Annotated in this window: 17 protein-coding genes; 12 read left to right on the top strand and 5 right to left on the bottom strand. The window is 60.1% G+C overall.

All coding sequences use genetic code 11. From position 1 onward, the window contains the following. The first annotated feature begins 106 nt into the window (after positions 1-106). From DYL59_RS08040 to DYL59_RS08095, 12 genes are all read left to right on the top strand, one after another. Entirely contained in the window at positions 107-1,315 is a 1,209-nt protein-coding gene (locus DYL59_RS08040) for a YcaO-like family protein (RefSeq protein ID WP_135288693.1), read from the top strand. Beyond that, a complete protein-coding gene (locus DYL59_RS08045) occupies positions 1,309-3,015 on the top strand; it encodes an ATP-binding cassette domain-containing protein (RefSeq protein WP_135288694.1) in 1,707 nt (568 codons plus the stop codon). The genes DYL59_RS08040 and DYL59_RS08045 overlap by 7 nt, the downstream gene beginning before the upstream one ends. Before the next feature lie 69 nt (positions 3,016-3,084). Continuing rightward, a complete protein-coding gene (locus DYL59_RS08050) occupies positions 3,085-3,438 on the top strand; it encodes a hypothetical protein (protein WP_135288695.1) in 354 nt (117 codons plus the stop codon). Positions 3,439-3,731: 293 nt separating this feature from the next. Further along, on the top strand, positions 3,732-4,691 hold the full coding sequence (locus DYL59_RS08055) for an AAA family ATPase (protein WP_017739127.1): 960 nt from the start codon (positions 3,732-3,734) through the stop codon (positions 4,689-4,691). Positions 4,692-4,696: 5 nt separating this feature from the next. Then, positions 4,697-5,629, top strand: a complete 933-nt coding sequence (locus DYL59_RS08060; RefSeq protein WP_135288696.1) for a DUF58 domain-containing protein — start codon at positions 4,697-4,699, stop codon at positions 5,627-5,629. Further along, the gene (locus tag DYL59_RS08065; RefSeq protein ID WP_135288697.1) at positions 5,626-6,120 is read left to right on the top strand and encodes a DUF4381 domain-containing protein; all 495 of its coding nucleotides are present in this window, start codon (positions 5,626-5,628) and stop codon (positions 6,118-6,120) included. The genes DYL59_RS08060 and DYL59_RS08065 overlap by 4 nt, the downstream gene beginning before the upstream one ends. Further along, positions 6,113-7,201 carry a vWA domain-containing protein gene (locus tag DYL59_RS08070; protein WP_135288698.1) on the top strand — a complete coding sequence of 363 codons (1,089 nt, stop codon included), beginning with the start codon at positions 6,113-6,115 and terminating at the stop codon, positions 7,199-7,201. The genes DYL59_RS08065 and DYL59_RS08070 overlap by 8 nt, the downstream gene beginning before the upstream one ends. Next, positions 7,198-8,937 carry a tetratricopeptide repeat protein gene (locus DYL59_RS08075; RefSeq protein ID WP_135288699.1) on the top strand — a complete coding sequence of 580 codons (1,740 nt, stop codon included), beginning with the start codon at positions 7,198-7,200 and terminating at the stop codon, positions 8,935-8,937. The genes DYL59_RS08070 and DYL59_RS08075 overlap by 4 nt, the downstream gene beginning before the upstream one ends. Beyond that, positions 8,934-10,574, top strand: coding sequence for a BatD family protein (locus DYL59_RS08080; protein ID WP_135288700.1), 1,641 nt, complete (start codon positions 8,934-8,936; stop codon positions 10,572-10,574). Before DYL59_RS08075 ends, DYL59_RS08080 begins: the two co-directional genes overlap by 4 nt. 197 nt (positions 10,575-10,771) lie before the next feature. Continuing rightward, positions 10,772-12,013: an exonuclease SbcCD subunit D C-terminal domain-containing protein gene (locus DYL59_RS08085; RefSeq protein WP_135288701.1), complete on the top strand. Its 1,242-nt coding sequence runs from the start codon at positions 10,772-10,774 to the stop codon at positions 12,011-12,013. After that, the gene (locus DYL59_RS08090; protein WP_135288702.1) at positions 12,010-15,648 is read left to right on the top strand and encodes an AAA family ATPase; all 3,639 of its coding nucleotides are present in this window, start codon (positions 12,010-12,012) and stop codon (positions 15,646-15,648) included. Before DYL59_RS08085 ends, DYL59_RS08090 begins: the two co-directional genes overlap by 4 nt. Beyond that, positions 15,645-16,238, top strand: coding sequence for a glutathione S-transferase (locus DYL59_RS08095; protein ID WP_135288703.1), 594 nt, complete (start codon positions 15,645-15,647; stop codon positions 16,236-16,238). The genes DYL59_RS08090 and DYL59_RS08095 overlap by 4 nt, the downstream gene beginning before the upstream one ends. 17 nt (positions 16,239-16,255) lie before the next feature. Here DYL59_RS08095 and DYL59_RS08100 read toward each other — a convergent pair whose 3' ends face one another. From DYL59_RS08100 to DYL59_RS08120, 5 genes are all read right to left on the bottom strand, one after another. Continuing rightward, on the bottom strand, positions 16,256-16,435 hold the full coding sequence (locus tag DYL59_RS08100) for a hypothetical protein (protein WP_105698897.1): 180 nt from the start codon (positions 16,433-16,435) through the stop codon (positions 16,256-16,258). Between the two features lie 156 nt (positions 16,436-16,591). Next, positions 16,592-17,767 (bottom strand): lactonase family protein, encoded by a 1,176-nt coding sequence (locus DYL59_RS08105; RefSeq protein ID WP_135288704.1) that lies wholly within the window; start codon positions 17,765-17,767, stop codon positions 16,592-16,594. Beyond that, the gene (locus DYL59_RS08110; RefSeq protein ID WP_135288705.1) at positions 17,754-18,050 is read right to left on the bottom strand and encodes a DUF5629 family protein; all 297 of its coding nucleotides are present in this window, start codon (positions 18,048-18,050) and stop codon (positions 17,754-17,756) included. Before DYL59_RS08110 ends, DYL59_RS08105 begins: the two co-directional genes overlap by 14 nt. 78 nt (positions 18,051-18,128) lie before the next feature. Further along, the gene (locus tag DYL59_RS08115) at positions 18,129-20,504 is read right to left on the bottom strand and encodes an efflux RND transporter permease subunit (protein ID WP_135288706.1); all 2,376 of its coding nucleotides are present in this window, start codon (positions 20,502-20,504) and stop codon (positions 18,129-18,131) included. Between the two features lie 15 nt (positions 20,505-20,519). Then, positions 20,520-21,548, bottom strand: coding sequence for a WD40/YVTN/BNR-like repeat-containing protein (locus tag DYL59_RS08120; RefSeq protein ID WP_193557542.1), 1,029 nt, complete (start codon positions 21,546-21,548; stop codon positions 20,520-20,522). Positions 21,549-21,745: the final 197 nt, after the last annotated feature.

Consider the following 21,745-nt stretch of genomic DNA (forward strand, 5'->3'; position numbering starts at 1 on the left):
AAATAAACTTCTTTGCCTCACTCACTCAGTAAACACACCTGCTCGACAAGAGCACTTTATAAAATGTCGAAAGTTCTTCTTTCGACATTTTAAAGAAGGCATCCCCATGTCCGAACGCGAACTCCCTACAGATGCAGCCATAAGAAGAATAAGGTCCATCATTCACTCATTGGATCTTAAAGTCATCACTCAACTGGAACCCCGTACAAAATTCGTTGCCACCGCATCACTTCTTGACAAGAACGGAAACTTGGTGGAGTTCGGCTCTGGAAAAGGTCCAGACGCACTGGTCGGCGCTTTAGCTGAAAGCATTGAACACTACTGTACTTTTCACGAAACCTCACATAGCAAGACAATAAGACAACGAGGCAACTTCATTGCCGCTCAGGGCGCCGCGCAAAATGATGGGTTATTATCAAGCCTGACTGATGACACAAACGAATTTGACTGCTTCAAATTGACAACACTTGACAAAAAAGAAGATCTTTTTGTTCCTAGAAAAATACTTCACCCACATAGTGGAGCACTTTGCTCGGTACCTCAAACCACTCCCTCTCACTTTCTGGACCGTTACTCGTCCAACTCAGGTATTGCCTTTGGCTGCACAGAAGCAGAAGCTTTACTACATGGCACGCTCGAAGTTATCGAAAGACACATTCTTTCGCGCTTATTCATGAGCCTATGCTCTATCGGTGACGCTTTCTCTATGCACACCGCATCAGAACCACTCATTGAAGACGCACTACTCCACGACCCCGCTTTAATACAGGCAGCAAAAAAATTAAAAATCATAATTATCAATGATTTTTTCAATGTATTTTTCGCGATGGCATTTCCAACGATAGGCCCTGGTGATATGCATCTTTCCGCGATCGGCTCAGGGTGCTCTTTAGATATAAAGATCGCGGTACAGCGTGCGATTTCTGAGCAACTGCAAGCTGAATTTCTCTACGGACCCGATGAGGAAATAAGCGATAAAAAAGCACTAGAACTCATATCAAGCCTGGGGAATTTACGACCCCTCATTGATTTTCACACTATAAAAACCCTGCATTCACCCGTCCCTAACGTCCCAGTCACAGAGGGCCTACTCACCGTACAACAACAACTCAAAATCCTGCACCACAGCATGACCAACGCGAATATGAAAATATATAACAGGGTCATCTCTCGCTTTGGAGAGTCCGCTGTGACACAGATTTATATTCCTGGACTTGAAAGATTTAATATGATTCGAAACGGCTGCTGGGTAGTACCTCAACACATACTACTCAACAAATATAAATCAACTCTTCCAACTTCACGACTATGCTAACACTCATAAAAAAAGCGTTTACAAACCACGCTAAACTATTAATCGCCACCGTCGTGACAACGATTGCGCTTAAACTGCTAGTGCTCGCACCGCCGTTACTTCTAGGCAGATTGGTCGACACCCTGAGTTCAAACGCAAGTTTTTCCAAAACAACACTGTTAAGTCTTGTCGCCGCGTTCATTCTAGCGGGATGCGTTCAAACCATCGCCAACCCACTACAGACTTACCTGTTATCCCGATTAGTACAACGCATCTTAATGGAAGCGTCTATTGGCTGGATTGGTCAACTGCTGAGAAAAGAATTTGATATCTTCAATTCGTGGCGCATCGGACATTTCATAAAATCAGTCGAACGCGGGCTAACCGCTCATGAAAAGCTGTTAACTTTCTTTATCACTACCGCGCTGCCCCTCTGCTTGGAATTCCTGGTCACCGCAGGTGCATTCCTTATGATGGGTGGCGTAGAAATCTTTCTGATCTTGAATGGTCTAGCCGTCTCATATGCCTTAGTGACCTACCACATCATTCGCTGGCGCAGAAAGCATCTGGATGCTGTCAACGCACAAGAAGACGAGCTGAGCGGGATTCTCTTTAATACATTGAATGCAGGGAAAACCATAAAACTGGAAAACGCCGAGCATTCAGCATGCCATCCATTAAATCTCGCTTTCAAACACTATGCAGACACAGCAATCACCGTCGCCAGATCAGGTGGCTACTTGAGTGGTGCAAAGATTTTTTTCCTCAGCCTTTCGACCGGCGCCCTGCTCGGCTGGGGCGTATTCGATCAATTGTCGGTGACCCCAAGTATTAGTGTTGGGCAACTGGTCGCGATTTTCTCCATTGCCAGTAGTTATTTAATCAATATTACAACGCTGATCGATGGCTATCGCGCATTGGACCAGTTCCTGGCCGACCAGCGTAGGCTCAAATATTTACTGCAGTCACCAAACTTTAATGCGAAGGAACGAAACGCAACGCTACCGACTCGATCAAATTTCACGTTGACACTGGGCCCTTGCTCACTCATGGATAATGATGCGCACCGAATCACTGTTGGCAAAACGCTGGCATTCACTCAACACCAATCTGTGGCGATCACGGGGCCAAGTGGCTCCGGGAAATCAACATTATTAGAGCTTCTCGCGGGCCTCAATCAGCAGCTGAGAAGTCAGCTGTACATCAACGACCTTGCAGTATCAGCTCTAGACGCTCGTATTCATTTAAATTGCCTAAGATACTGCCCTCAATCCCCACAATTTCTAGAAGGCATCTTCGATCACTCAGTGTTATTCGGGACCGACAGGTCAGAAGATTTACAACTGGCAATAAGAACCTTGAATCTGGAAACGCTGATTGCTAGCCGCAGTCTGAGCGAAAAAGCTGGCAACGTTTCAGGAGGCGAAGCTAAGCGACTGTCATTGCTCCGACTGATTAACAGACCGGGGAACTTTAATTTATTCGATGAACCCAGCGCTTCCATTGAACAAACCCTGGCAGGCCCGGTCTGGGACCTGTTGTTTAAAATATTCGCTAACCGAGGTTTGATCTGCGTGACCCATGACTTACGCAACCTAGAACGCTTTGATCGCGTCATCGTGATGCAAGAAGGCAAGATTGTTGATGATGGTCCGTGGCATGTGCTTGTTGGAAAACCGGCAATCAAAGCACTGTTAGAAGTGCTTCAACCTAAAGAGTAACACCAGCACAAAATTCGCCGTAATGGCACAATCCCCCGCACTACGCCCTACCCCAGACAGGATTGCCCCATGCTGCAACTGAAAACCGACGCCCTGATGGCAACCCCGTGCGACGACGAAGAAGACAACATGGCGATGCTCTGCTGCCACGGCAAGAACGGCGAGATGTTCATGCTCACCCGTTACCCGGATGAAGACGAAGTGGAGCTGACCTGGGATTACGAGCCGTCGACCCTGGACGGGCTCAAAGTCACCTTGAGCACTACCACGTTGCTGGTTGAGCTCGCTGCCGGGGATGCCGACGCGCTGGGCGGCAAGGACCAGCTGGAAATCAGCCACACCACTGCTGCATCAGATTTGGCCGAAGTGGAAGAAACCCTGCAAAACATTCTCAAGGGCACCGGCACCTTCACCCGGATCTAAAGGCACCGCTGACCCCATGTGGGAGGGGGCTTGCCCCCGATGTCGGCGGGTCAGTCACAGATGAATTGACTGTACCACCGCCATCGGGAGCAAGCCCCCTCCCACATTGCCGGTGCTCGCAACAGCAAGTCCTGCTGCAAGCATTCCTGCACTCCACACAAAAACCCTACAAGTTTCGCCAAAAATACCCGTTACGCCGTTAGTCGCCACCCCCCTCGATGCATTAAAGTAGACGCCCCAGCCCGGCGCCTGACCCAAACCGCCCGCGCTCATCTTTCCAGGAACCGTCATCGATGGAACATCGTGAAGCGCTGCTTGCGCTGCGAACCTTTCTTTCTACGCAGATTCTCGGCCAGGAAAAACTCATCGATCGCCTGCTGATCGCCCTGCTCGCCGACGGCCATATGTTGGTAGAAGGCGCGCCGGGCCTGGCCAAGACCAAGGCCATCAAAGAGCTGGCCGAAGGCATCGAAGCGCAGTTCCATCGCATCCAGTTCACCCCCGACCTGCTGCCCGCCGACATCACCGGCACCGAGATCTATCGCCCTGAAACCGGCAGCTTCGTGTTCCAGCAGGGCCCGATCTTCCACAACCTGGTACTGGCGGACGAAATCAACCGTGCCCCGGCCAAGGTGCAATCGGCGCTGCTCGAAGCCATGGCCGAGCGCCAGGTCAGCGTCGGGCGCAGCACCTACGAGCTGTCGCCGCTGTTTTTGGTGATGGCCACGCAAAATCCCATCGAGCAGGAAGGCACCTACCCGCTGCCCGAAGCCCAACTCGACCGCTTCCTGATGCATGTAAAAATCGGTTTCCCGGACGCCGCCGTCGAGCGGCGCATCCTGCAACAGGCCCGTGGCGAAGCCCTTAACGGCGAAACCAAGCCCGAACGCCGGGTCAGCCAGCAAGCCATCTTCGCCGCCCGCAAGGAAATCCTCGGCCTGTACATGGCTGACGCGGTGGAGGAATACCTGGTGCAGCTGGTGATGGCCACCCGCACGCCGGCCAAGTTCGACCCGGAAATGGCCGAGTGGATCGCCTACGGCGCCAGCCCACGCGGCTCCATTGCCCTGGACCGCTGCGCCCGCGCCCATGCCTGGCTGGCCGGGCGCGACTTCGTCAGCCCGGAGGATATCCAGGCGGTGCTGTTCGACGTGCTGCGCCATCGCATCATCCTGTCGTTCGAGGCCGAAGCCGCCGGCATCGACCAGGACCGCGTGGTGCAACGCATTCTCGACGTCGTTGCCGTCGCTTGAAACCCATGAACGCAGGCGATGGCATCCGCGTCACCCTCAGCGAATTGATCGAGATGCGCCATCGCGTGCGTGAAGTGCAGCTATTTTCCACGCCGAGCCAGCGCAGCCCGCTGATCGGCCTGCACCACTCCAAACTGCGCGGGCGCGGCGTGGACTTTGACCAGGTGCGCGTGTACCAGGCCGGTGACGATGTGCGCACCATCGACTGGCGGGTGACGGCCCGTACCCAGGAACCCCACACCAAACTCTTCCATGAAGAACGGGAACGGCCGATCTTCATCATGGTGGAACAAAGCTGTCGCTTGTTTTTCGGCTCGGGGCAAATGTTCAAGTCGGTGCTGGCCGCCCAAGCCGCCAGCCTGATCGGTTGGGCGGCCCTGGGGCATAACGACCGCGTTGGCGGCCTGGTGTTCGGCGACAACGAGCACTACGAAATCAAACCCCGGCGCAGCAAGCAAAGCCTGCTGCAATTGCTCAACCGCCTGGTGCGCGTCAACCAGAGCCTGAACACCGAAAGCCGCCCCGAAGCCGATGCCTTGGGCATGGCCCTGCGCCGTGGCCGTGAAGTGCTGCGCCCCGGCAGCCTGGTGATTGTGATCTGCGACGAGCGTGCGCTGAGCGAAGGCGCCGAGCAACAGTTGAGCCTGCTGTCACGCCACTGCGACCTGCTGCTGCTTCCGATCTCCGACCCCCTTGACCACGCCCTGCCCGCCGCCGGGCTGCTGCGTTTCACCGAACGCGGGGCGCAGTTGGAACTCGACACGCTCAACTACGATTTGCGTCAGGCCTACAAGGCCCAGGCCGAAGCCCGCATCGCCCGCTGGGAACTGCTGGCGCAAAAGCTCCGTGTGTTGCTGATGCCCCTGAGCACCCAGAGCGAAATGGTCGAGCAACTGCGCGAATACCTCAACCCGCAACGCCCGGTCAAAAAGCAATGAGCAGCCTCGACCAACTGCAACCGCTGATCGCCCCGCCGGCCATCGGCTTCTGGCCCCCCGCGCCAGGTTGGTGGCTGCTGTTGGTGCTGATCCCGCTGTTGGGCTGGGGCTTGTGGTCGCTGCGTCGATTCTTGCCCGCTCGCCGCCCGGTGGCGCGCGCCGAACTCCCGCTGGACCCGTTGCGCATCGCCGCCCTGGCGGAACTGGCGTTGATGCCCAAGCCCTATGACGGCGCGCCCGCCGGTGCCTGGCTGCAACAACTCAACGGCCTGCTCAAGCGCCTGTGCCGCAACGACTACCCCTACAGCCAGAGCCACACCCTCAACGGTCGCAAATGGCTGGCGTTTCTCGACAACCGCTGCCCGGCGGCCGGTCTCACCCGCTGGATGGTGCTGGTAGAGGGCGCCTACAAACCCGAATGCAAACTCGACGACAAGGCCATTGCCGGGCTGACGCAAGCGGTCGACACCTGGATTCGCAAACATGTTTGAGTTCGCCTGGCCGTGGATCTTCGCCCTGCTGCCCCTGCCCTGGCTGATGCGCCTGGTACTGCCGGTGGCCGACAGCGGCGAGCCAGCGCTTAAAGTCAGCTACCTCAGTGACCTTGAAGGCCTGGCCCGCCGCCGCGCCCGCGTCAACCTGCCGGGCTGGCGCCAGCAAGCCCCGTTCGTGGTGCTGTGGCTGTTGCTGCTGACCGCCGCCGCCCGCCCGGAATGGCTCGGTGAACCCTTGCCGATTGCCGCCAGTGGCCGCGATTTGCTGGTGGCGGTGGACGTGTCCGGCTCCATGGACTTTCCCGATATGCATTGGCAGGACGATGACGTCAGCCGCCTGAGCCTGGTGCAACACCTGCTCGGCAACTTCCTCGAAAGCCGCGAAGGTGACCGTGTGGGCCTGATCCTGTTCGGCAGCCAGGCCTACCTGCAAGCACCACTGACCTTTGACCGTCGCACCGTCCGCGCCTGGCTGGACGAAGCGCACATCGGCATCGCCGGCAAGAACACCGCCATCGGCGATGCCATCGGCCTGGCCCTCAAGCGCCTGCGCCAACGTCCCGCACAAAGCCGCGTGCTGATCGTGGTCACCGACGGCGCCAACAACGCCGGGCAGATCGATCCACTGACCGCCGCACGCCTGGCCGCCGAAGAAGGCGTGAAGATCTACCCCATCGGCATCGGCGCCGACCCTGAGCAAACCGGCTCCCTGGGCATCCTCGGCGTCAACCCGAGCCTGGACCTGGACGAGCCGGCACTCAAGGCAATTGCCGAAGCCACCGGCGGCCAATATTTCCGTGCCCGCGACGGCGAAGAGCTGCAAACCATCAAGGACACCCTCGACAAACTGGAGCCCGTGGAGCAGCAACCCACCCAGGCACGCCCGGCCCAGGCGCTGTACAGCGCGCCGCTGGCCTTGGCATTGGTGCTGAGCATGCTGCTGGTGATCCAGGAGCGCTGGCCCAATAACGCCCTGCAACGGCTGTTCAACAAACTCACAAGCAAGGGGATCTTCCTGCAACAGCATCCGGAATGGCGTGAGCGCCTCAAGCGCCTGCGTTTGCGGAGGCGTCGATGATCGACCTGTGGCCGCACTGGTTCCGCCCCTGGTGGCTGTTGCTGCTGCCCCTGCTCGGCTGGTTGTTGTGGCAGCTGTGGCATCGACAAAAGCGCGCCGGGCGTTGGCAGGTGATCTTGCCGCCGGCCTTCCATGCCGTATTGCTCAGTGGCGGCAACGGCCGCGAAAGCAAATCGCCGTGGGTGGTACTGGGCCTCGCCTGGCTGTTGGCGGTGCTGGCGCTGCTGGGGCCGAGTTGGCAGCGGGTTGAGCAGTCCAGTCAAAAGCCATCCGACCCGTTGGTGGTGCTGCTGGAGTTGACCCCGGAAATGCTCGCCACCGACAGCCCGCCCAATCGCCTGGAGCAGGCGCGACGCAAGCTGTATGACTTGCTGCAGGCGCGTAGCGACGCGCAAACCGCCATTGTCGTGTACGCCGGCAGCGCCCACACGCTGGTGCCGCTTTCCGACGACCTGGCCACCAGCCGCAACCTGCTGGAAGCCCTGCGCCCGTCCCTGATGCCCGAGCCCGGCCATCGCGCTGACCTGGCAGTGGAAAAGGCGCTGTACCTGCTCAAACAAGGCGGCCTGGGCCAAGGCCGCCTGCTGCTGATCGGCTCGTCGCTGTCCAAGCAGGAACGCCAAGGCATTCGCCTGCTGCTGCAAAGTGCGCAGGCGCCGACCCTGTCGATCCTTGGCATCGGCAGCCGCGAAGGCACGCCGGTGACGCAGGAAAGCGGCGAGTTCCTCAAGGACGAACAAGGCGCGATCCTGGTACCGCGCCTGGACAGCCCCACACTCAAGGCCTTCGCCAGCGAAATGGGCGGCCGCTACCGTGCCGCGCGCCTGGACGACAAGGACCTGCGCCAACTCGGGGTGATGGACACGCCCCAAGCGCTGCGCAACGACGGGCAACTGCTGCACCTCGACACCTGGGCCGACCAGGGGTACTGGCTGCTGCTGCCCCTGTTGCTGCTGGCGGCCTGCGCCGGACGACGCGGCTGGTTGTTCTGCCTGCCCTTGTTGTTTCTGGTCGCACCCCAACCCAGCTACGCCTTCAGCATGCAAGACCTGTGGCTGCGCCCGGACCAACAGGGCCAGTACCTGCTCAAGAAAAAACGCCCAGCCGAAGCCGCCGAACACTTCCAGGACCCGCAGTGGCAAGGCGTGGCGCTGTATGAAGCCGGCAACTACGCCGAGGCCATCAAGCGTTTTGCCGAGAGTGACAGCGCCTACGCCCACTACAATCGGGGCAATGCATTGGCCAAATCCGGTGAGCTGGAAGCCGCCATCGACGCCTACGAGCAGGCCCTTGAAGCTCAGCCCGATCTGCAACCGGCCTTGAAAAACAAAGCGCTGGTAGAAGCCTTGCTGCAGGAGCAGGCCGAACCCGACACCCAAACGCCTGCAAAAAACGAAGATGACGAAACCGCCCAACCCGGCCAAACTGCGCAACCGGGCGCCAGCGGGCAAACCGGCACGGGCGGTGAACAATCATCCCAGGGCCAGGGTGAGGCGGGTAACGGCGACACCCAGACCGGCGCCACACCACACGCCGGCGGCAACGAAGTACCGGGCAGCGAGCTGGGGGACGAGCAAACCACCACCCCACCGTTGCGCCCCAGCGACGCCAGCCTCGACGGTGAACACCGCCAGGCCCTGGAACAGTGGCTGCGGGAGATCCCGGACAACCCCGGTGAACTGCTGCGCCGCAAATTCTGGTACGAACAGCAACAACATCAGGACAAGACTCGATGAGCCGCCGCACCTCCCTATTGCTTCTGCTCGCGTTGTCGGCAAGCCATGCCCAGGCGGCCAACCTGGTGGCCAGCGTCGACCGCAGCCGCCTCAATTCCGGAGAAACGGTGGAACTGACGGTGGAGTCCAGCGACGTCACCCAGTTCGGCAAGCCCGATCTGTCACCCCTGGATGCGCAGTTCGAAGTCAGTGGCACCCGCCAGCTCAACCAGCTCACGACCCTGGGCGGTGACAACCACGCCACCACCCGCTGGATCATTACCCTGCTGCCCAAGCAAAACGGCACCGTGATCATCCCGCCCCTGCAAGTGGGCGACTACAAGACCCAACCCATCAGCCTGACCGTGGTGGAAACCTCAAGCCAAGACACCAATGCCGAACTCGCGCCGGTGTTTGTCGAAGCCACCCTCGACCAGACCAGCGTCTACGTACAGGCCCAGGCGTTGTTGACCGTGCGTGTCTACCACTCGGTCTCGCTGTATGACGACAGCAGCCTCACCCCGCTGCAGATTGCCGATGCGCGGGTCGAACAACTGGGCGAATCGCGCACCTACGAGAAGGTCATCAACAGCATCCGCCATGGCGTGATCGAAACCCGCTACGCAATCTACCCACAACACAGCGGCACCCTGGACATTCCCGCGCAAACCTTCAGCGCCACGCTGGTGGAGTCGCGACCGCCCCAGGAAAACACGCTGCAAGGCACCAAGCCGGGCAAGTTGATCCATGTGAGTTCGGCGCAGTTGCCGTTGACGGTCAAGCCAAAACCGGTGCTGTACCCCGCCGAAGCCCCCTGGTTACCGGCGCGCAGCCTGACCCTCACGGAAAGCTGGAACCCGGAGCCTGAGCATGTGCAGGTCGGCGACTCGCTGACCCGCAGCCTCACGGTCAAGGCCGAGGGCCTCTCCAGCGCCCAGCTGCCCGCCCTGCCCAGTGTCGAAATCAACGGCTTGCGGCGCTACCCGGACCAGCCCGTGCTGGGCAACCAGACCAACGACCGCGGCCTGATCGGCAGCCGTGAAGACCGCGAAGCCCTGGTACCCACCCGTGCCGGTGACGTGGAACTGCCCGTCATCGAAGTGGTGTGGTGGAACACCCACGAAGACCATCTGGAGCGCACCACCCTGCCCGCGCGTACCCTGCAAGTGGCAACCAACCCCAGCCTGGTGGTGGACACCCCCGCCACGCCGACCGTGATCACCGCCCCCGATGACAACCACCTGTGGCTGTGGCAACTGAGCACCCTGCTTCTCGCCTGCACCACACTGTTGGGCTTTGGCCTCTGGTGGCGTGCACGCTGGCAACCGGCCGTTTCCCGCGCCGCACAAACCGGCCCGAGCCCGCGCACCCTGCTGGACGACCTCAAGCGCGCGACCCAGGCCAACGACCCCCAGGCCACCCGCCAAGCCCTCGACGCCTGGGCGCGACAACAGCCGGAAACCCTGGCGGACATGGCGGCTCGGTACATTCCCTTGTCCGATGCACTGGATGGCTTGAACGGCGCGCTCTACAGCGAAAGCGGCCAATACTGGCTCGGTGAAGATCTGTGGCGTGCGGTCAAATCCATTCCGATGGCCGAACGCGAGCTGGACCCTGCGACCGATACCACCAGCTTGCCGCCGCTGTATCCCAAGTAATCCGATTTCTGCGAACACCACAAAACCCTGTGGGAGAGGGCTTGCTCCCGATCGCGGTGGGTCAGTTATAAATTTACTTGCTGACACACCGCTATCGGGAGCACGCCCCCTCCCACACTTGATCGGTGTCGCCTGGGGCTATGTGTGTCCATTCCGGGTAAACTCCCCTCCTTTTCCTATTCTCCACGGAGTTCGCCTTGCGTCTGTTTCACACCTCCGACTGGCACCTTGGGCAAAACCTGCACGGCCAGGAGCGCGACTACGAACACGCCTGCTTCCTTCACTGGCTGCTGGGCCAGTTAAAGGCCCACGCCCCGGATGCGTTGCTCATCGCCGGCGATATCTTCGACACGGTCAACCCGCCACTCAAGGCCCAGGAGCGGCTGTATGACTTCATCATCAGCGCCCACGAACAAAACCCCAAACTGACCATCGTGATGATCGCCGGTAACCACGACTCCGGCTCGCGCATCGAACTGCCTGCGCCGTTGATGCGCCGTCTGCAAACCCATGCCCTGGGTCGGGTGCTGTGGCTGGATGACGGCCAGCTGGACGCCGAGCGCCTGCTGATCCCGCTGCCGGATGCCAAGGGCAAGGTCGCCGGCTGGTGCCTGGCGCTGCCTTTCTTGCGCCCGGCAGAAGTCACCGGTGCGCAGTTGGGCGACGACTACCTGCGGGGCATCGGCCAGGTGCATGAACAACTGATCGCCGCCGCCAATGCCAAGCGCAAAAAAGGCCAGGCGCTGATCGCCATCAGCCACGCCCATATGGCCGGGGGTTCGGTGTCGCAAGACTCCGAGCGCAGCCTGATCATCGGCAATGCCGAGGCGCTCCCCGCCAGCCTGTTCGACAGAACGGTCGCCTATGTTGCCCTCGGCCATTTGCACAAGCCGCAAAAGGTCAATGGCGAGGAGCGCATTCGCTACAGCGGCTCGCCGATTCCGCTGTCGTTTTCCGAGATCGGCTACAAGCATCAGGTGCTGGACGTGACGTTCCAGGGCGAAAGGCTGGTGGGTATCGAACCGCTGCTGATTCCGCGCTCGGTCGACCTGCAACGCCTGGAAGCCGCCCCCCTGGCGGAGATCCTCAAGGCCCTGGCCGAGTTGCCGGATGTCGACCTGCTGGCCGAAACCCAACGCCACCCCTGGCTGGAAGTACGTGTACGCCTGGACGAACCCCAGCCCGACCTGCGCCAGCAGATCGAAGCCGCCCTGCAAGGCAAGGCCGTGCGGCTGGTGCGTATCGCGGCCGAATACGCAGGCGTTGGCCGTCGTGAAGACGACAGCGACGACCCTCTGATCGAACTCGACCAGCTCACCCCGCAAGAGTTGTTCAGCCGCGCCTGGCAGGACAGCTACGGCAGTGAAGTGGATGAACAGACCTTGAAGGACTTCGCCGTACTACTCCAGGAAGTGCAACAGGAGGACGAACAGCCATGAAGATCCTCGCCATCCGTTTGAAAAACCTGGCCTCACTGGCCGGCCCGTTCGAGATCGACTTCACCGCCGAGCCCCTGGCCAGTGCTGGGCTGTTCGCCATCACCGGCCCGACCGGCGCAGGTAAAAGCACCTTGCTCGACGCCCTGTGCCTGGCGCTGTTTGGCGCCGTGCCGCGCCTGGGCGATACCGGCCAGGCCAAGATGCCCGATGCCGACAGCGACATTTCCATTGGCGACCCACGCACCTTGCTGCGCCGTGGCACCGGCGGCGGTTATGCCGAAGTGGATTTTGTGGGTGTCAGCGGCCGTCGCTACCGTGCGCGCTGGGAAGCCAACCGCGCTCGCGACAAGGCCAGCGGCAAGTTGCAAAACAGCCGCCAGAGCCTGATTGACCTGGACAGCGAGCAACTGCTCGCCAGCCAGAAAACCGAATACAAGACCCAGCTGGAGCTGGCCCTGGGCCTGAACTTCGAGCAATTCACCCGTGCCGTTCTGCTGGCCCAAAGTGAGTTCAGCGCCTTCCTCAAGGCCAACGACAACGAGCGCAGCGAACTGCTGGAAAAGCTCACCGACACCGCGCTTTACACCCAACTGGGCCGTCGTGCTTTCGACAAGGCCAAGGACGCCAAGGACGCCCACAAACAGCTGCAAGACCAAGCCACCGGCGTCGTGCCCCTGGCGCCCGAAGCCCGTGCTGAACTGGATGAACAGTTCAACCAGGCCCAGCAGCAACTCAAGACCCAACAGGCCCAACTCAAGCAACTGGAATTGCAGCACACCTGGCTCAAAGAGTTGCGCGAATGGCAGGCGCTTCAACTCAGCGCCACCGAACAGCTCCAGCGCGCCCAGGCCGATTGGGCCAGCCAAGAGGCGCAGCGCCAGGACTTGAACCGCCTGGACCAGTTGGCGCCGCAACGTCATCTGTTCGCCCGCCAGGCAGAACTCGGCCAGCTGTTGTCGCCGTTGGCCACACAGATTCAACATCACATCGAACAGCAAGCGGCGTTGAACACCCGCCAGGAACAGGCGCAACACCAGCAGGCCACGGCACACGCGGCCCTCGCAGACGCCCTGAAAAACCAGGGCGACGCCGTGCCTTTGCTGCGCCAGGCCTTCGAAGCGCAAAGCACCCTCGCCCACTTGACCAAGGACCTGGCCAAGCGCGTTGAAGAACAGCAGCAACACCAAAGCGCCTGCACCGAAGGCCAGGCGCTGCTCAACGGCTTGCTGGACAAGCAATCCCAGGTTGCCGAACGCCTGCAACGCCTGGCGGCCGGCCTTGAGCGCAGCGCCGCCCTCGCCCCCTTGAGCGATGCCTGGACGGTTTACCGAGAGCGCCTGCAACAGCTGATGTTGATCGGCAACCGCCTGAACAAAGGCCAGGCCGAACTGCCGCAGTTGGAGCAACGCGCCACCACCGCCGCCGAACGCTTCAGCCAACAGCGCGAAGCCCTGGACCTGCTGTACCAGGAAGCAGGCGCCGAACCCCATGCGGTCGCCGAACAGATCCAACTGCTGGCCAGCCTGCTGCAAGACAATCGCAAGCAGCAACGCGCCTTTGAAGACCTGACGCGCCTATGGGACAACCAGCAGCAATTGGATCAACAGGCGACGGCGCTCACGCAAAAACTCGCCGACGCCCAGTTGCAACGCGAACAACTGAACAAAACCGGCCTGCAAACCAAGGCCGAGCTGACTGTTGCCGAGCAAACGTTAGCTGTGACCAAACAGTTGCTCGAACGCCAACGCCTGGCCCGCAGCGCCAGCGTCGAAGAGTTGCGCGAACAGCTGCAAGACGACCAGCCGTGCCCGGTGTGTGGCAGCCACGAGCATCCGTACCACCAGCCCGAAGCCCTGCTGCAAAGTCTCGGCCGTCATGACGACAACGAAGAGGCTGCGGCGCAAAAAGCCGTCGATACCCTCAAGGAAAAACTCACCGAACTGCGTGAAGCAGTCGGCGGGTTGATTGCCAAGCAGAAAGGGTATCTGGAACAGCAGGACCACCTGGCAACCCAGCAGCAAGCCCTGGCCCCCAGCCTGGACGCGCACCCGTTGTCGGCCTCGTTGTTCAACCAGGAGGCAGCCAAGCGCAGCGACTGGCTGGCGCAACAGTTGGGCCAGTTGACCCAAAGCATCACCCAGGATGAACAACGCCAGGGCGCCCTGCTCAACCTGCAACAAAACGCCGGGCGTTTGCAGCAACAACTGCAAGCCGCCCAGGACGCCAGCCAGCAAGCGCGACAATTGCTGGTAGACCAGCAGCGCGAGCTGTCCAGCGACCGCGAGCGCCTGGACGAAGAGCTCAACGCCTTTGCCAGCCTATTGCCTGCCGACACCCTGGATGGCTTGCGCAGCGAACCCGCCGCAACCTTCATGCACCTTGACCAACAGGTCAGCGAGCGTCTTGAGCAGCTGGGCCACCAACGCGATGAACTGGCCGAACAACAGGAACGCCAGCAAGCCATCGAGAAACAGCAGACCCACCAGCAACATCGTCAGCAGCAACTGGATGCCTTGCTCGTGCAGGTCAGCGAACTGGCAGGCCAGCAACAGGCGGCCCAGGCAACACTCAATGCACTGCTGGGCGCGCACACCAGCGCCGAACACTGGCAACAGCAATTGGAACTGGCCGTTGTGCAGTCTCGCCAGAGCGAGACCGATGCCAACCAGCAACTGCAAGACACCCGCAATGCGCTGGTCCAACTGGCCGCCGACCTCAAGGCCCAGCACGAACGCCAACACGCGCTGCACGCCGAACAACACAACCTCGACACCCGCATCAACGAGTGGCGCGCCCTGCATCCGGAATTGGACGACGGCGGCCTCACCCGCTTGCTGGCGTTCGATGACGCACAGGTCAATGCACTGCGCCTGCTGTTGCAGCACAGCGAGAAAGCCGTCGAACAAGCCAAGGTTTTGCTGCAAGAACGCGAGCAGCGCCTCGCCGAGCACCAGGCCCTGCACAACGGCAACCTGGCCGCCGAAGAACTGGACAGCACCCTGGCCGCCCTCAACCAGCAACTGGCCGAGGGCGAGAAACAGGTTGCTGAACTGCGCGCGCGCCAGTCCGAGGACCAGCGCCGCCAGGACGCCAACCACTCCCTGGCCCTCACCACCGCCAAAGCCTATGAAGAATGGCAACGCTGGGCCCGCCTTGAAGCCTTGATCGGCTCGGCCAGCGGCGACAAATTCCGCAAGATCGCCCAGGCCTACAACCTCGACCTGCTGGTGCACCACGCCAACGTGCAACTGCGCCAACTGGTGCGCCGCTACCGCCTCAAGCGCGGCGGCAGCATGCTGGGCCTATTGGTGCTCGATACGGAAATGGGCGATGATCTGCGCTCGGTGCATTCGCTGTCCGGCGGCGAGACGTTTTTGGTGTCGCTGGCACTGGCCTTGGGGTTGGCGTCGATGGCGTCCAGCACCTTGAAGATCGAGTCGCTGTTTATCGACGAAGGTTTTGGCAGCCTAGACCCCGAATCCCTGCAACTGGCCATGGATGCCCTGGACGGTTTGCAGGCCCAAGGCCGCAAGGTAGCGGTGATTTCCCACGTACAGGAAATGCATGAACGCATCCCGGTGCAGATCCAGGTCAAGCGCCAGGGCAATGGCTTGAGCACCCTGGAGGTTCAGTGAGCGCGGCGCTGCTGTATTCGTTCCGCCGCTGCCCGTATGCGATGCGGGCACGGCTTGCGCTGCGTTACTCAGGGGTCTGCGTGCAGATCGTCGAGGTCAGCCTCAAGGCTAAGCCGGCCGAGATGCTGGCGCTGTCGCCCAAGGGCACGGTGCCGGTATTGAGCGTCGATGGGCAGGTGATCGAGGAAAGCCTGCAGATCATGCAATGGGCCTTGGCGCAGCACGATCCTGACAACTGGTTGCTACAGGGTGATCCGCAGGTCTTGGCGTTGATCACCGAGAACGATCAGGACTTCAAACATCACTTGAATCGATACAAGTACGCCGAGCGCTACCCGGAACAGCCGATGGAGCACTATCGGGCCCAAGGCGAGGTGTTCTTGCAGAAGTTGGAGGGGTTGTTGGCCGAGCGGGATTACCTGCTGGCAAACCACCTGACCCTGGCGGATGCTGCACTGGCGCCATTTGTGCGCCAGTTTGCCCATGTGGATCGAGTGTGGTTTGCCGGTACGTCGTATAAACGGTTGCAGGCTTGGTTGCAGCGTTTTCTGGAGTCACCGCTGTTTGTGGCGGTAATGGCAAAGCCCTGAACTCATTGAGTTCAAGATCAGTGTTGGACCTTGTGATCCAACGCCGCATAGAAGTTGGCACTCTGTTGCAGGTATTTTTGGGTGTAGGCACTGGTGCTGGATTTTTTACCGGCAACGTCCACGCTCGCAGCAGCAGGCAGGGCCACAGTGGCGGATACAGCGGAAGCGGCGATGATGGAGAAGAGATTCAAATTCATGTCGGTAACCCTTGTGTTCGTTTGGTTGAGTGGCCGGGGAAGGCCTTGGAACCAAACTTACGCCCGCGGGCTAAACCTTAGAAATGCTTTGAAACAGTAGCCGCTATTAACAGAATTAATAGAAAGGGTCAGGCCCCGCCGTGCGGGGCCTGTGGCTTATTGACGCACCAGGAACTTGAGGTCGCTGGGGGCATCGATGGCCAGTTTCTGCACGGTTTTGCCGAGCAAACCGGTCTTGGGGTCACGTTCGACCACCACGATTTCGTTGCTTTTCTGGTTGGCAATCAGCAAAAACCTGCCGCTCGGGTCCAGGCTGAACTCACGCGGGTGGTCACCCTCGACGCTACGACGCTGCAGTTCCTTGAGGTGCGCGGTAGCCGGGTCGATGCTGAACACCACCATCTGGTTGGCGGAGCCACGGTTGCTCACGTACAGGAATTTGCCATCGCTGGAGGCATGCAGCGCCGCGCCAGCCTTGTCGGACACCGGCTGGCCGGCAGCGAAGTCCACCAGTTGGGTCTGGCTGAGCGTGCCGTCGTTGTAGTCATACACTGCCACCTGGGCACTCATCTCGGTGGTCAGCCAGGCATGCTTGCCATCTTTGCTGAACAACAGGTGCCGTGGGCCGCTGCCAGGAGGCAGCTGCACCGACGCCGGGTTGGCCGCCGTCAAGGGCAGTTCGTGATTGGCCTTGGGGTCGTAGCGATAGGCAAACACCTTGTCCGCCCCCAGGTCCTGTACGAACACGTACTTGCCATCGGGCGATGGCACCACCGAGTGCACATGGTTGGACGCCTGGCGCTCCGGGTTAACGCGACTGGCCGGGTGTGCACTCAATTGCACCGGTGGCGACAGTTTGCCCGTTGGGTCTACCGGCAAAACTGCCAGGCTGCCGCCCGGATCTTCCAACACCGAATAGTTGGCGACGAACAGGTAACGTCCGTCAGCGGCCAGGCTGGAATGGGTCGGCTCGTTGCCCAGGCTCTGTACCTGGTTGATCAGGGTGAGTTGGTGATTCTGCGGGTCGATGCTGTAGCTGCTGACACGGCCAACGGCATCTTTCTGACCGGGGCCATTCTCATTGACCACAAACAGGTGCTTCTGGTCCTTGGAAACGGTCAGCCACGACGGGTTGGCCGCCTTGGCTGCCAGCACAGGCTGGCCCTGGAACTGGCCGGTACGGCTATCGAATTGCAGGCGGTAGATCCCTTCGCTGGTGCCGGCGGTGTAGCTGCCCACCAACAGTTCATAGGTGTCTACCGGGGCGGCCTGTACCGACATGGCGCCGACACTGCCGGCCATGAGCAGGGGCCAGAATTTACGCATCATCATCCGCTTCGTCCTCATCGTTGTTGTTGTCGCCTTTGATGGCGCTGAGGCAAACCAGGCGGTGTTCACCGTCTTCGTTACTCAGCAGCCAGCTCTGCAAGCTGTCATCAAAGGTGGCGGCATTGAGTTGTTCTGGACTGAACTTCCAACGCTTGAGTTCCCGACCGTCCATGCTTTCGATCAGCAGTTGCTGGTCAAAAGTGAAGTCGAAGGCGTGCAGCCCGTTGATGATCAGCATGTCGCTGTCGTTAAGGGCGGTGCTCAGGTTGGGTGATGCATCGGTCATGATGTGAAGTCACTGCGGGGGAAAAGACACATGATAGGTCAATTCCCCCGCCGTGCCTTGCGGCAATGGTCTAATCGATCAATGGGCGAACAGTGAGTTGCCCTTCTGCCCGGCCAGTTTTTCAGGCTTGATCAAGAACCGCGCCAGCGCCGGCAGCAGCCACAGCGCGCCGAACATGTTCCACAGCAGCATGAAGGTCAACATCAGCCCCATGTCAGCCTGGAACTTGATGGCCGAGAAGATCCAGGTGCACACGCCAATGGCCAGGCACAAACCGGTGAACAGCACGGCTTTACCGGTGGACTTGAGGGTCTGGTAATACGCCTCTTGCAGCGGCAAGCCGGCGCGCAGGAAGCTTTCCAGGCGGCTGTAGATGTAGATGCCGTAGTCCACGCCAATGCCCACGCCCAACGCCACCACCGGCAAGGTCGCAACCTTCACGCCAATGCCCATGAACGCCATCAGCGCGTTGCCCAGCACCGAAGTCAGCACCAGCGGCAGCACGATGCACAGGGTCGCCGCCCAGGAACGGAAGGTGATCATGCACATGGTCGCCACGCACAGGTACACCAGGATCAGGATGGTCAGTTCCGATTCCTTGATCACCTCGTTGGTGGCCGCCTCGATCCCGGCGTTGCCGGCCGCGAGGATGAACTCCAGGCCATCGCTGTTGTTTTCCTTGGCGAAGTCCTGCACCGCATGCACCGCGCGGTCGAGGGTTTCGGCCTTGTGGTCATTGAGGAACACCAGCACCGGCGCCAGCGAGCAGTTGTTGTTATACAAGCCATCGGCACGGGCGATGGAGTTGTTGAGCACATCCGGGTTACGCGACAGGGTTTCCCATTTCAGGTTGCCCTCGTTCATGCCCTTGATCATCTGCTTGGACACAGTCACCAACGAGATCGCCGACTGCACGCCCTCGGTGTTCTGCATCTTCCACATCAACTGGTCGATGGGCGCCATGGCTTCATAGCGCGAGCAGCCTTCGGCCTTGGTCTTGACCATCACCACCAGCACATCGGAACTGGTGGAGTAGTTGCTGATGATGAAGTTGTTGTCCTTGTTGTAGCGCGAGTCCGGACGCAGTTCCGGCGCGCCCTGGTCGAGGTCGCCGATCTTGAGGTTCTGGCTGTACCAGAGGCCGCCACCGAAGGCCACCAGGGCCAGGGCAATGGAAATCGGTGCGACTTTCGGGCTGGCAAAATTCGACAGCAGGCGCCAGAACGAATGTTCGCGGTTCGCGTCTTTCTTGCTCTTTTCGATGGCGCGCTTGCTGATGCCCACATAGGAGATTGCTACCGGCAGCAGGATCAGGTTGGTGAACACGATCACCGCCACCCCGATGGAGGCGCCGATGGCCAGTTCGCGGATCACGCCGATGTCGATGATCAACAGGGTGATGAACCCCACCGCATCCGCCAGGATCGCGATCATGCCGGGCAGGAACAGTTGGCGGAACGTGCGGCGCGCCGCTGTCAGCGCGTTATCGGCCTCGCTGGATTGCAGCGCGATACCGTTGATTTTCTGCACACCGTGGGAAATACCAATGGCAAAAATCAGGAACGGTACCAGCATCGAATACGGGTCCAGGCCGAAGCCGAAGAAGTGCATCAGCCCCAATTGCCAGATCACCGCTACCAGCGTGGTGCTCAACACCGCAACGGTACTGCGCAGGCAGTGGGTGAACCACAGCAGCAGGATCAGGGTAATGACGAACGCGATGCCAAAGAACATCACCACCATTACCAGGCCATCGATCAGATCGCCGACCTTCTTGGCGAAACCGACAATGTGAATCTTGACGTTGGGGTTCTGCGCTTCGAACTTGTCGCGGATCTTGTCTTCCAGCTCATGGGAAAACTTGCGGTAGTCCAGGGCCAGCAACTTGCCCTGGTCTTGCGGGTCCGGGTAGGACTCCAACAGTGGGATATCAACGATGCTGGACTTGAAGTCGTTGGACACCAAACGCCCGACCTGCCCGGACTTGAGCACGTTGTTGCGCAACAGGTCGAGGCTTTGTGCCGAGCCGTTGTAGCTTTGCGGGATCACTTCGCCGCCGGCAAAGCCTTCTTCGGTCACTTCGGTCCAGCGTACGCTGGGGCTCCACAGGGACTTGAGGCCCGAGCGATCAACGCCGGAGATGTAGAACACCTCGTCGTTGATCTGGCGCAGGGTCTCCATGTATTCCTTGGTGAAGATGTCACCGTCCTTGGCCTCCACCGAGATGCGCACGGTGTTGCCCAGGTTGGCCAGGTCATTGCGGTGCTCCATCATCTTTTCGATGAAGGGGTGCTTGAGGGGAATCATCTTTTCAAAGCTGGTGGACGGGCGAATCAAGGTCGCCTGCCAGAACAGGAAAATACTCACCAGCAGGCAGATCACGATGACTGCCGGGCGGTTGTTGAAGATCAGGCGCTCAAGAAAGGTCGCTTTATCGTTGTGATGACTGCTCATTCTTTGCCCGCCTTCTTATTGTTTTGTCGGTTCGGCGCCGGCTGGGGTGGCAACCCGCACGCCACCCTGCCCGGCCAGGATCAAGTTGCCGTTGCCCGCCGCCGTCACGGACGAAAGCGAAATACGATCCGGGCGGTTGAACACGCTGAACGTCACGCCGTCGTCATGGCTGACCACCACACTGCCGCCATTGCCCACCACGACGATGGAGCCGTCATCCAGCAAACTGGCGCCGGACAAACCAAACTCCAGCGCTCCCCGCGCGGCGTTCAGTTCGACCTGCTCCCAGGTACTGCCAAAGTCCGTGGAACGGTACAGGTTGCCCCGCAAGCCATAGGCCAACAGGGTTTGCGGCTGCGCGGTGCCGATCACGCCAAACAGCGAGCCCTCGTAGGGGCCTTCGAGTTTTTCCCAGGTCTGGCCGTCGTCGCTGGAGCGGAACATGCTGCCCTGCTCGCCAACAATAAACAGGCCGGCGTCCTTGATATGCGCGATGGCGTTGAGGTGGTACTGGTCTTCGTTGTCGAGGCGATCGCTGACGTCGTTCCAGGTGTTGCCGCCGTCGGTGGTTTCGATCAGCGCACCGTAGGCGCCGACGGCCAGGCCATGGTTGGCGTCGTTGAACCAGATATCGAGCAACGGGGCTTCGCGCTTGAGGTCCTGGAACTGTTGGGTCCAGGTCGCGCCGCCGTCGGCGCTGGCGAGGATCTGTGCGTCATGGCCCACCGCCCAGCCGTGTTTGTCATCGACGAAATACACCGCCGTGAGCAGTTGCCGGGTGGGTACTTTGGCCTGGACCCAGGTCGCGCCCTGGTCATCGGAATAGAGGACATGCCCGCGATCACCAACCGCCACCAGGCGTTTGCCGGCGTGGACCACATCGATCATCAGGCCTTTGGCGGCCTTGGGGGATTCAATTGCAAACGGGGTATCGCTGGCGGCCTGGACAGTTGTCGGCAACGCGACAGCCCCAAACAGCGAGAGCGCTGCGGCCAGCATCGCAACCTTGCGTGCGGCGCGTGGGGGGCAAACAACCCGCCCCATGACAGGCTCACTCATAGACCTTTCTCCTATTTATTATTGTTAGGGCCCTGAAACCTGCAATCTAGAGCGCCTGGAGACATCAGCGGCCATCCTACGGGGCTTTCGAATCGTCTGACAATCGGCGCTACGTTATCTTTTGTTAACTGAGGCCTTTTCCTTCGGGCATGAATATAGCTGCATTCGTCTGGGTGATCGCC

This window comes from Pseudomonas kairouanensis (assembly GCF_004682055.1).
GTDB lineage: Bacteria > Pseudomonadota > Gammaproteobacteria > Pseudomonadales > Pseudomonadaceae > Aquipseudomonas > Aquipseudomonas kairouanensis.

Coding starts and splice junctions, on each gene's coding strand:
- DYL59_RS08040 (WP_135288693.1), top strand. CDS start 107: ATGTCCGAACGCGAACTCCCTACAGATGCAGCCATAAGAAGAATAAGG.
- DYL59_RS08045 (WP_135288694.1), top strand. CDS start 1,309: ATGCTAACACTCATAAAAAAAGCGTTTACAAACCACGCTAAACTATTA.
- DYL59_RS08050 (WP_135288695.1), top strand. CDS start 3,085: ATGCTGCAACTGAAAACCGACGCCCTGATGGCAACCCCGTGCGACGAC.
- DYL59_RS08055 (WP_017739127.1), top strand. CDS start 3,732: ATGGAACATCGTGAAGCGCTGCTTGCGCTGCGAACCTTTCTTTCTACG.
- DYL59_RS08060 (WP_135288696.1), top strand. CDS start 4,697: ATGAACGCAGGCGATGGCATCCGCGTCACCCTCAGCGAATTGATCGAG.
- DYL59_RS08065 (WP_135288697.1), top strand. CDS start 5,626: ATGAGCAGCCTCGACCAACTGCAACCGCTGATCGCCCCGCCGGCCATC.
- DYL59_RS08070 (WP_135288698.1), top strand. CDS start 6,113: ATGTTTGAGTTCGCCTGGCCGTGGATCTTCGCCCTGCTGCCCCTGCCC.
- DYL59_RS08075 (WP_135288699.1), top strand. CDS start 7,198: ATGATCGACCTGTGGCCGCACTGGTTCCGCCCCTGGTGGCTGTTGCTG.
- DYL59_RS08080 (WP_135288700.1), top strand. CDS start 8,934: ATGAGCCGCCGCACCTCCCTATTGCTTCTGCTCGCGTTGTCGGCAAGC.
- DYL59_RS08090 (WP_135288702.1), top strand. CDS start 12,010: ATGAAGATCCTCGCCATCCGTTTGAAAAACCTGGCCTCACTGGCCGGC.
- DYL59_RS08100 (WP_105698897.1), bottom strand. CDS start 16,435: ATGAATTTGAATCTCTTCTCCATCATCGCCGCTTCCGCTGTATCCGCC.
- DYL59_RS08105 (WP_135288704.1), bottom strand. CDS start 17,767: ATGATGATGCGTAAATTCTGGCCCCTGCTCATGGCCGGCAGTGTCGGC.
- DYL59_RS08110 (WP_135288705.1), bottom strand. CDS start 18,050: ATGACCGATGCATCACCCAACCTGAGCACCGCCCTTAACGACAGCGAC.
- DYL59_RS08115 (WP_135288706.1), bottom strand. CDS start 20,504: ATGAGCAGTCATCACAACGATAAAGCGACCTTTCTTGAGCGCCTGATC.
- DYL59_RS08120 (WP_193557542.1), bottom strand. CDS start 21,548: ATGGGGCGGGTTGTTTGCCCCCCACGCGCCGCACGCAAGGTTGCGATG.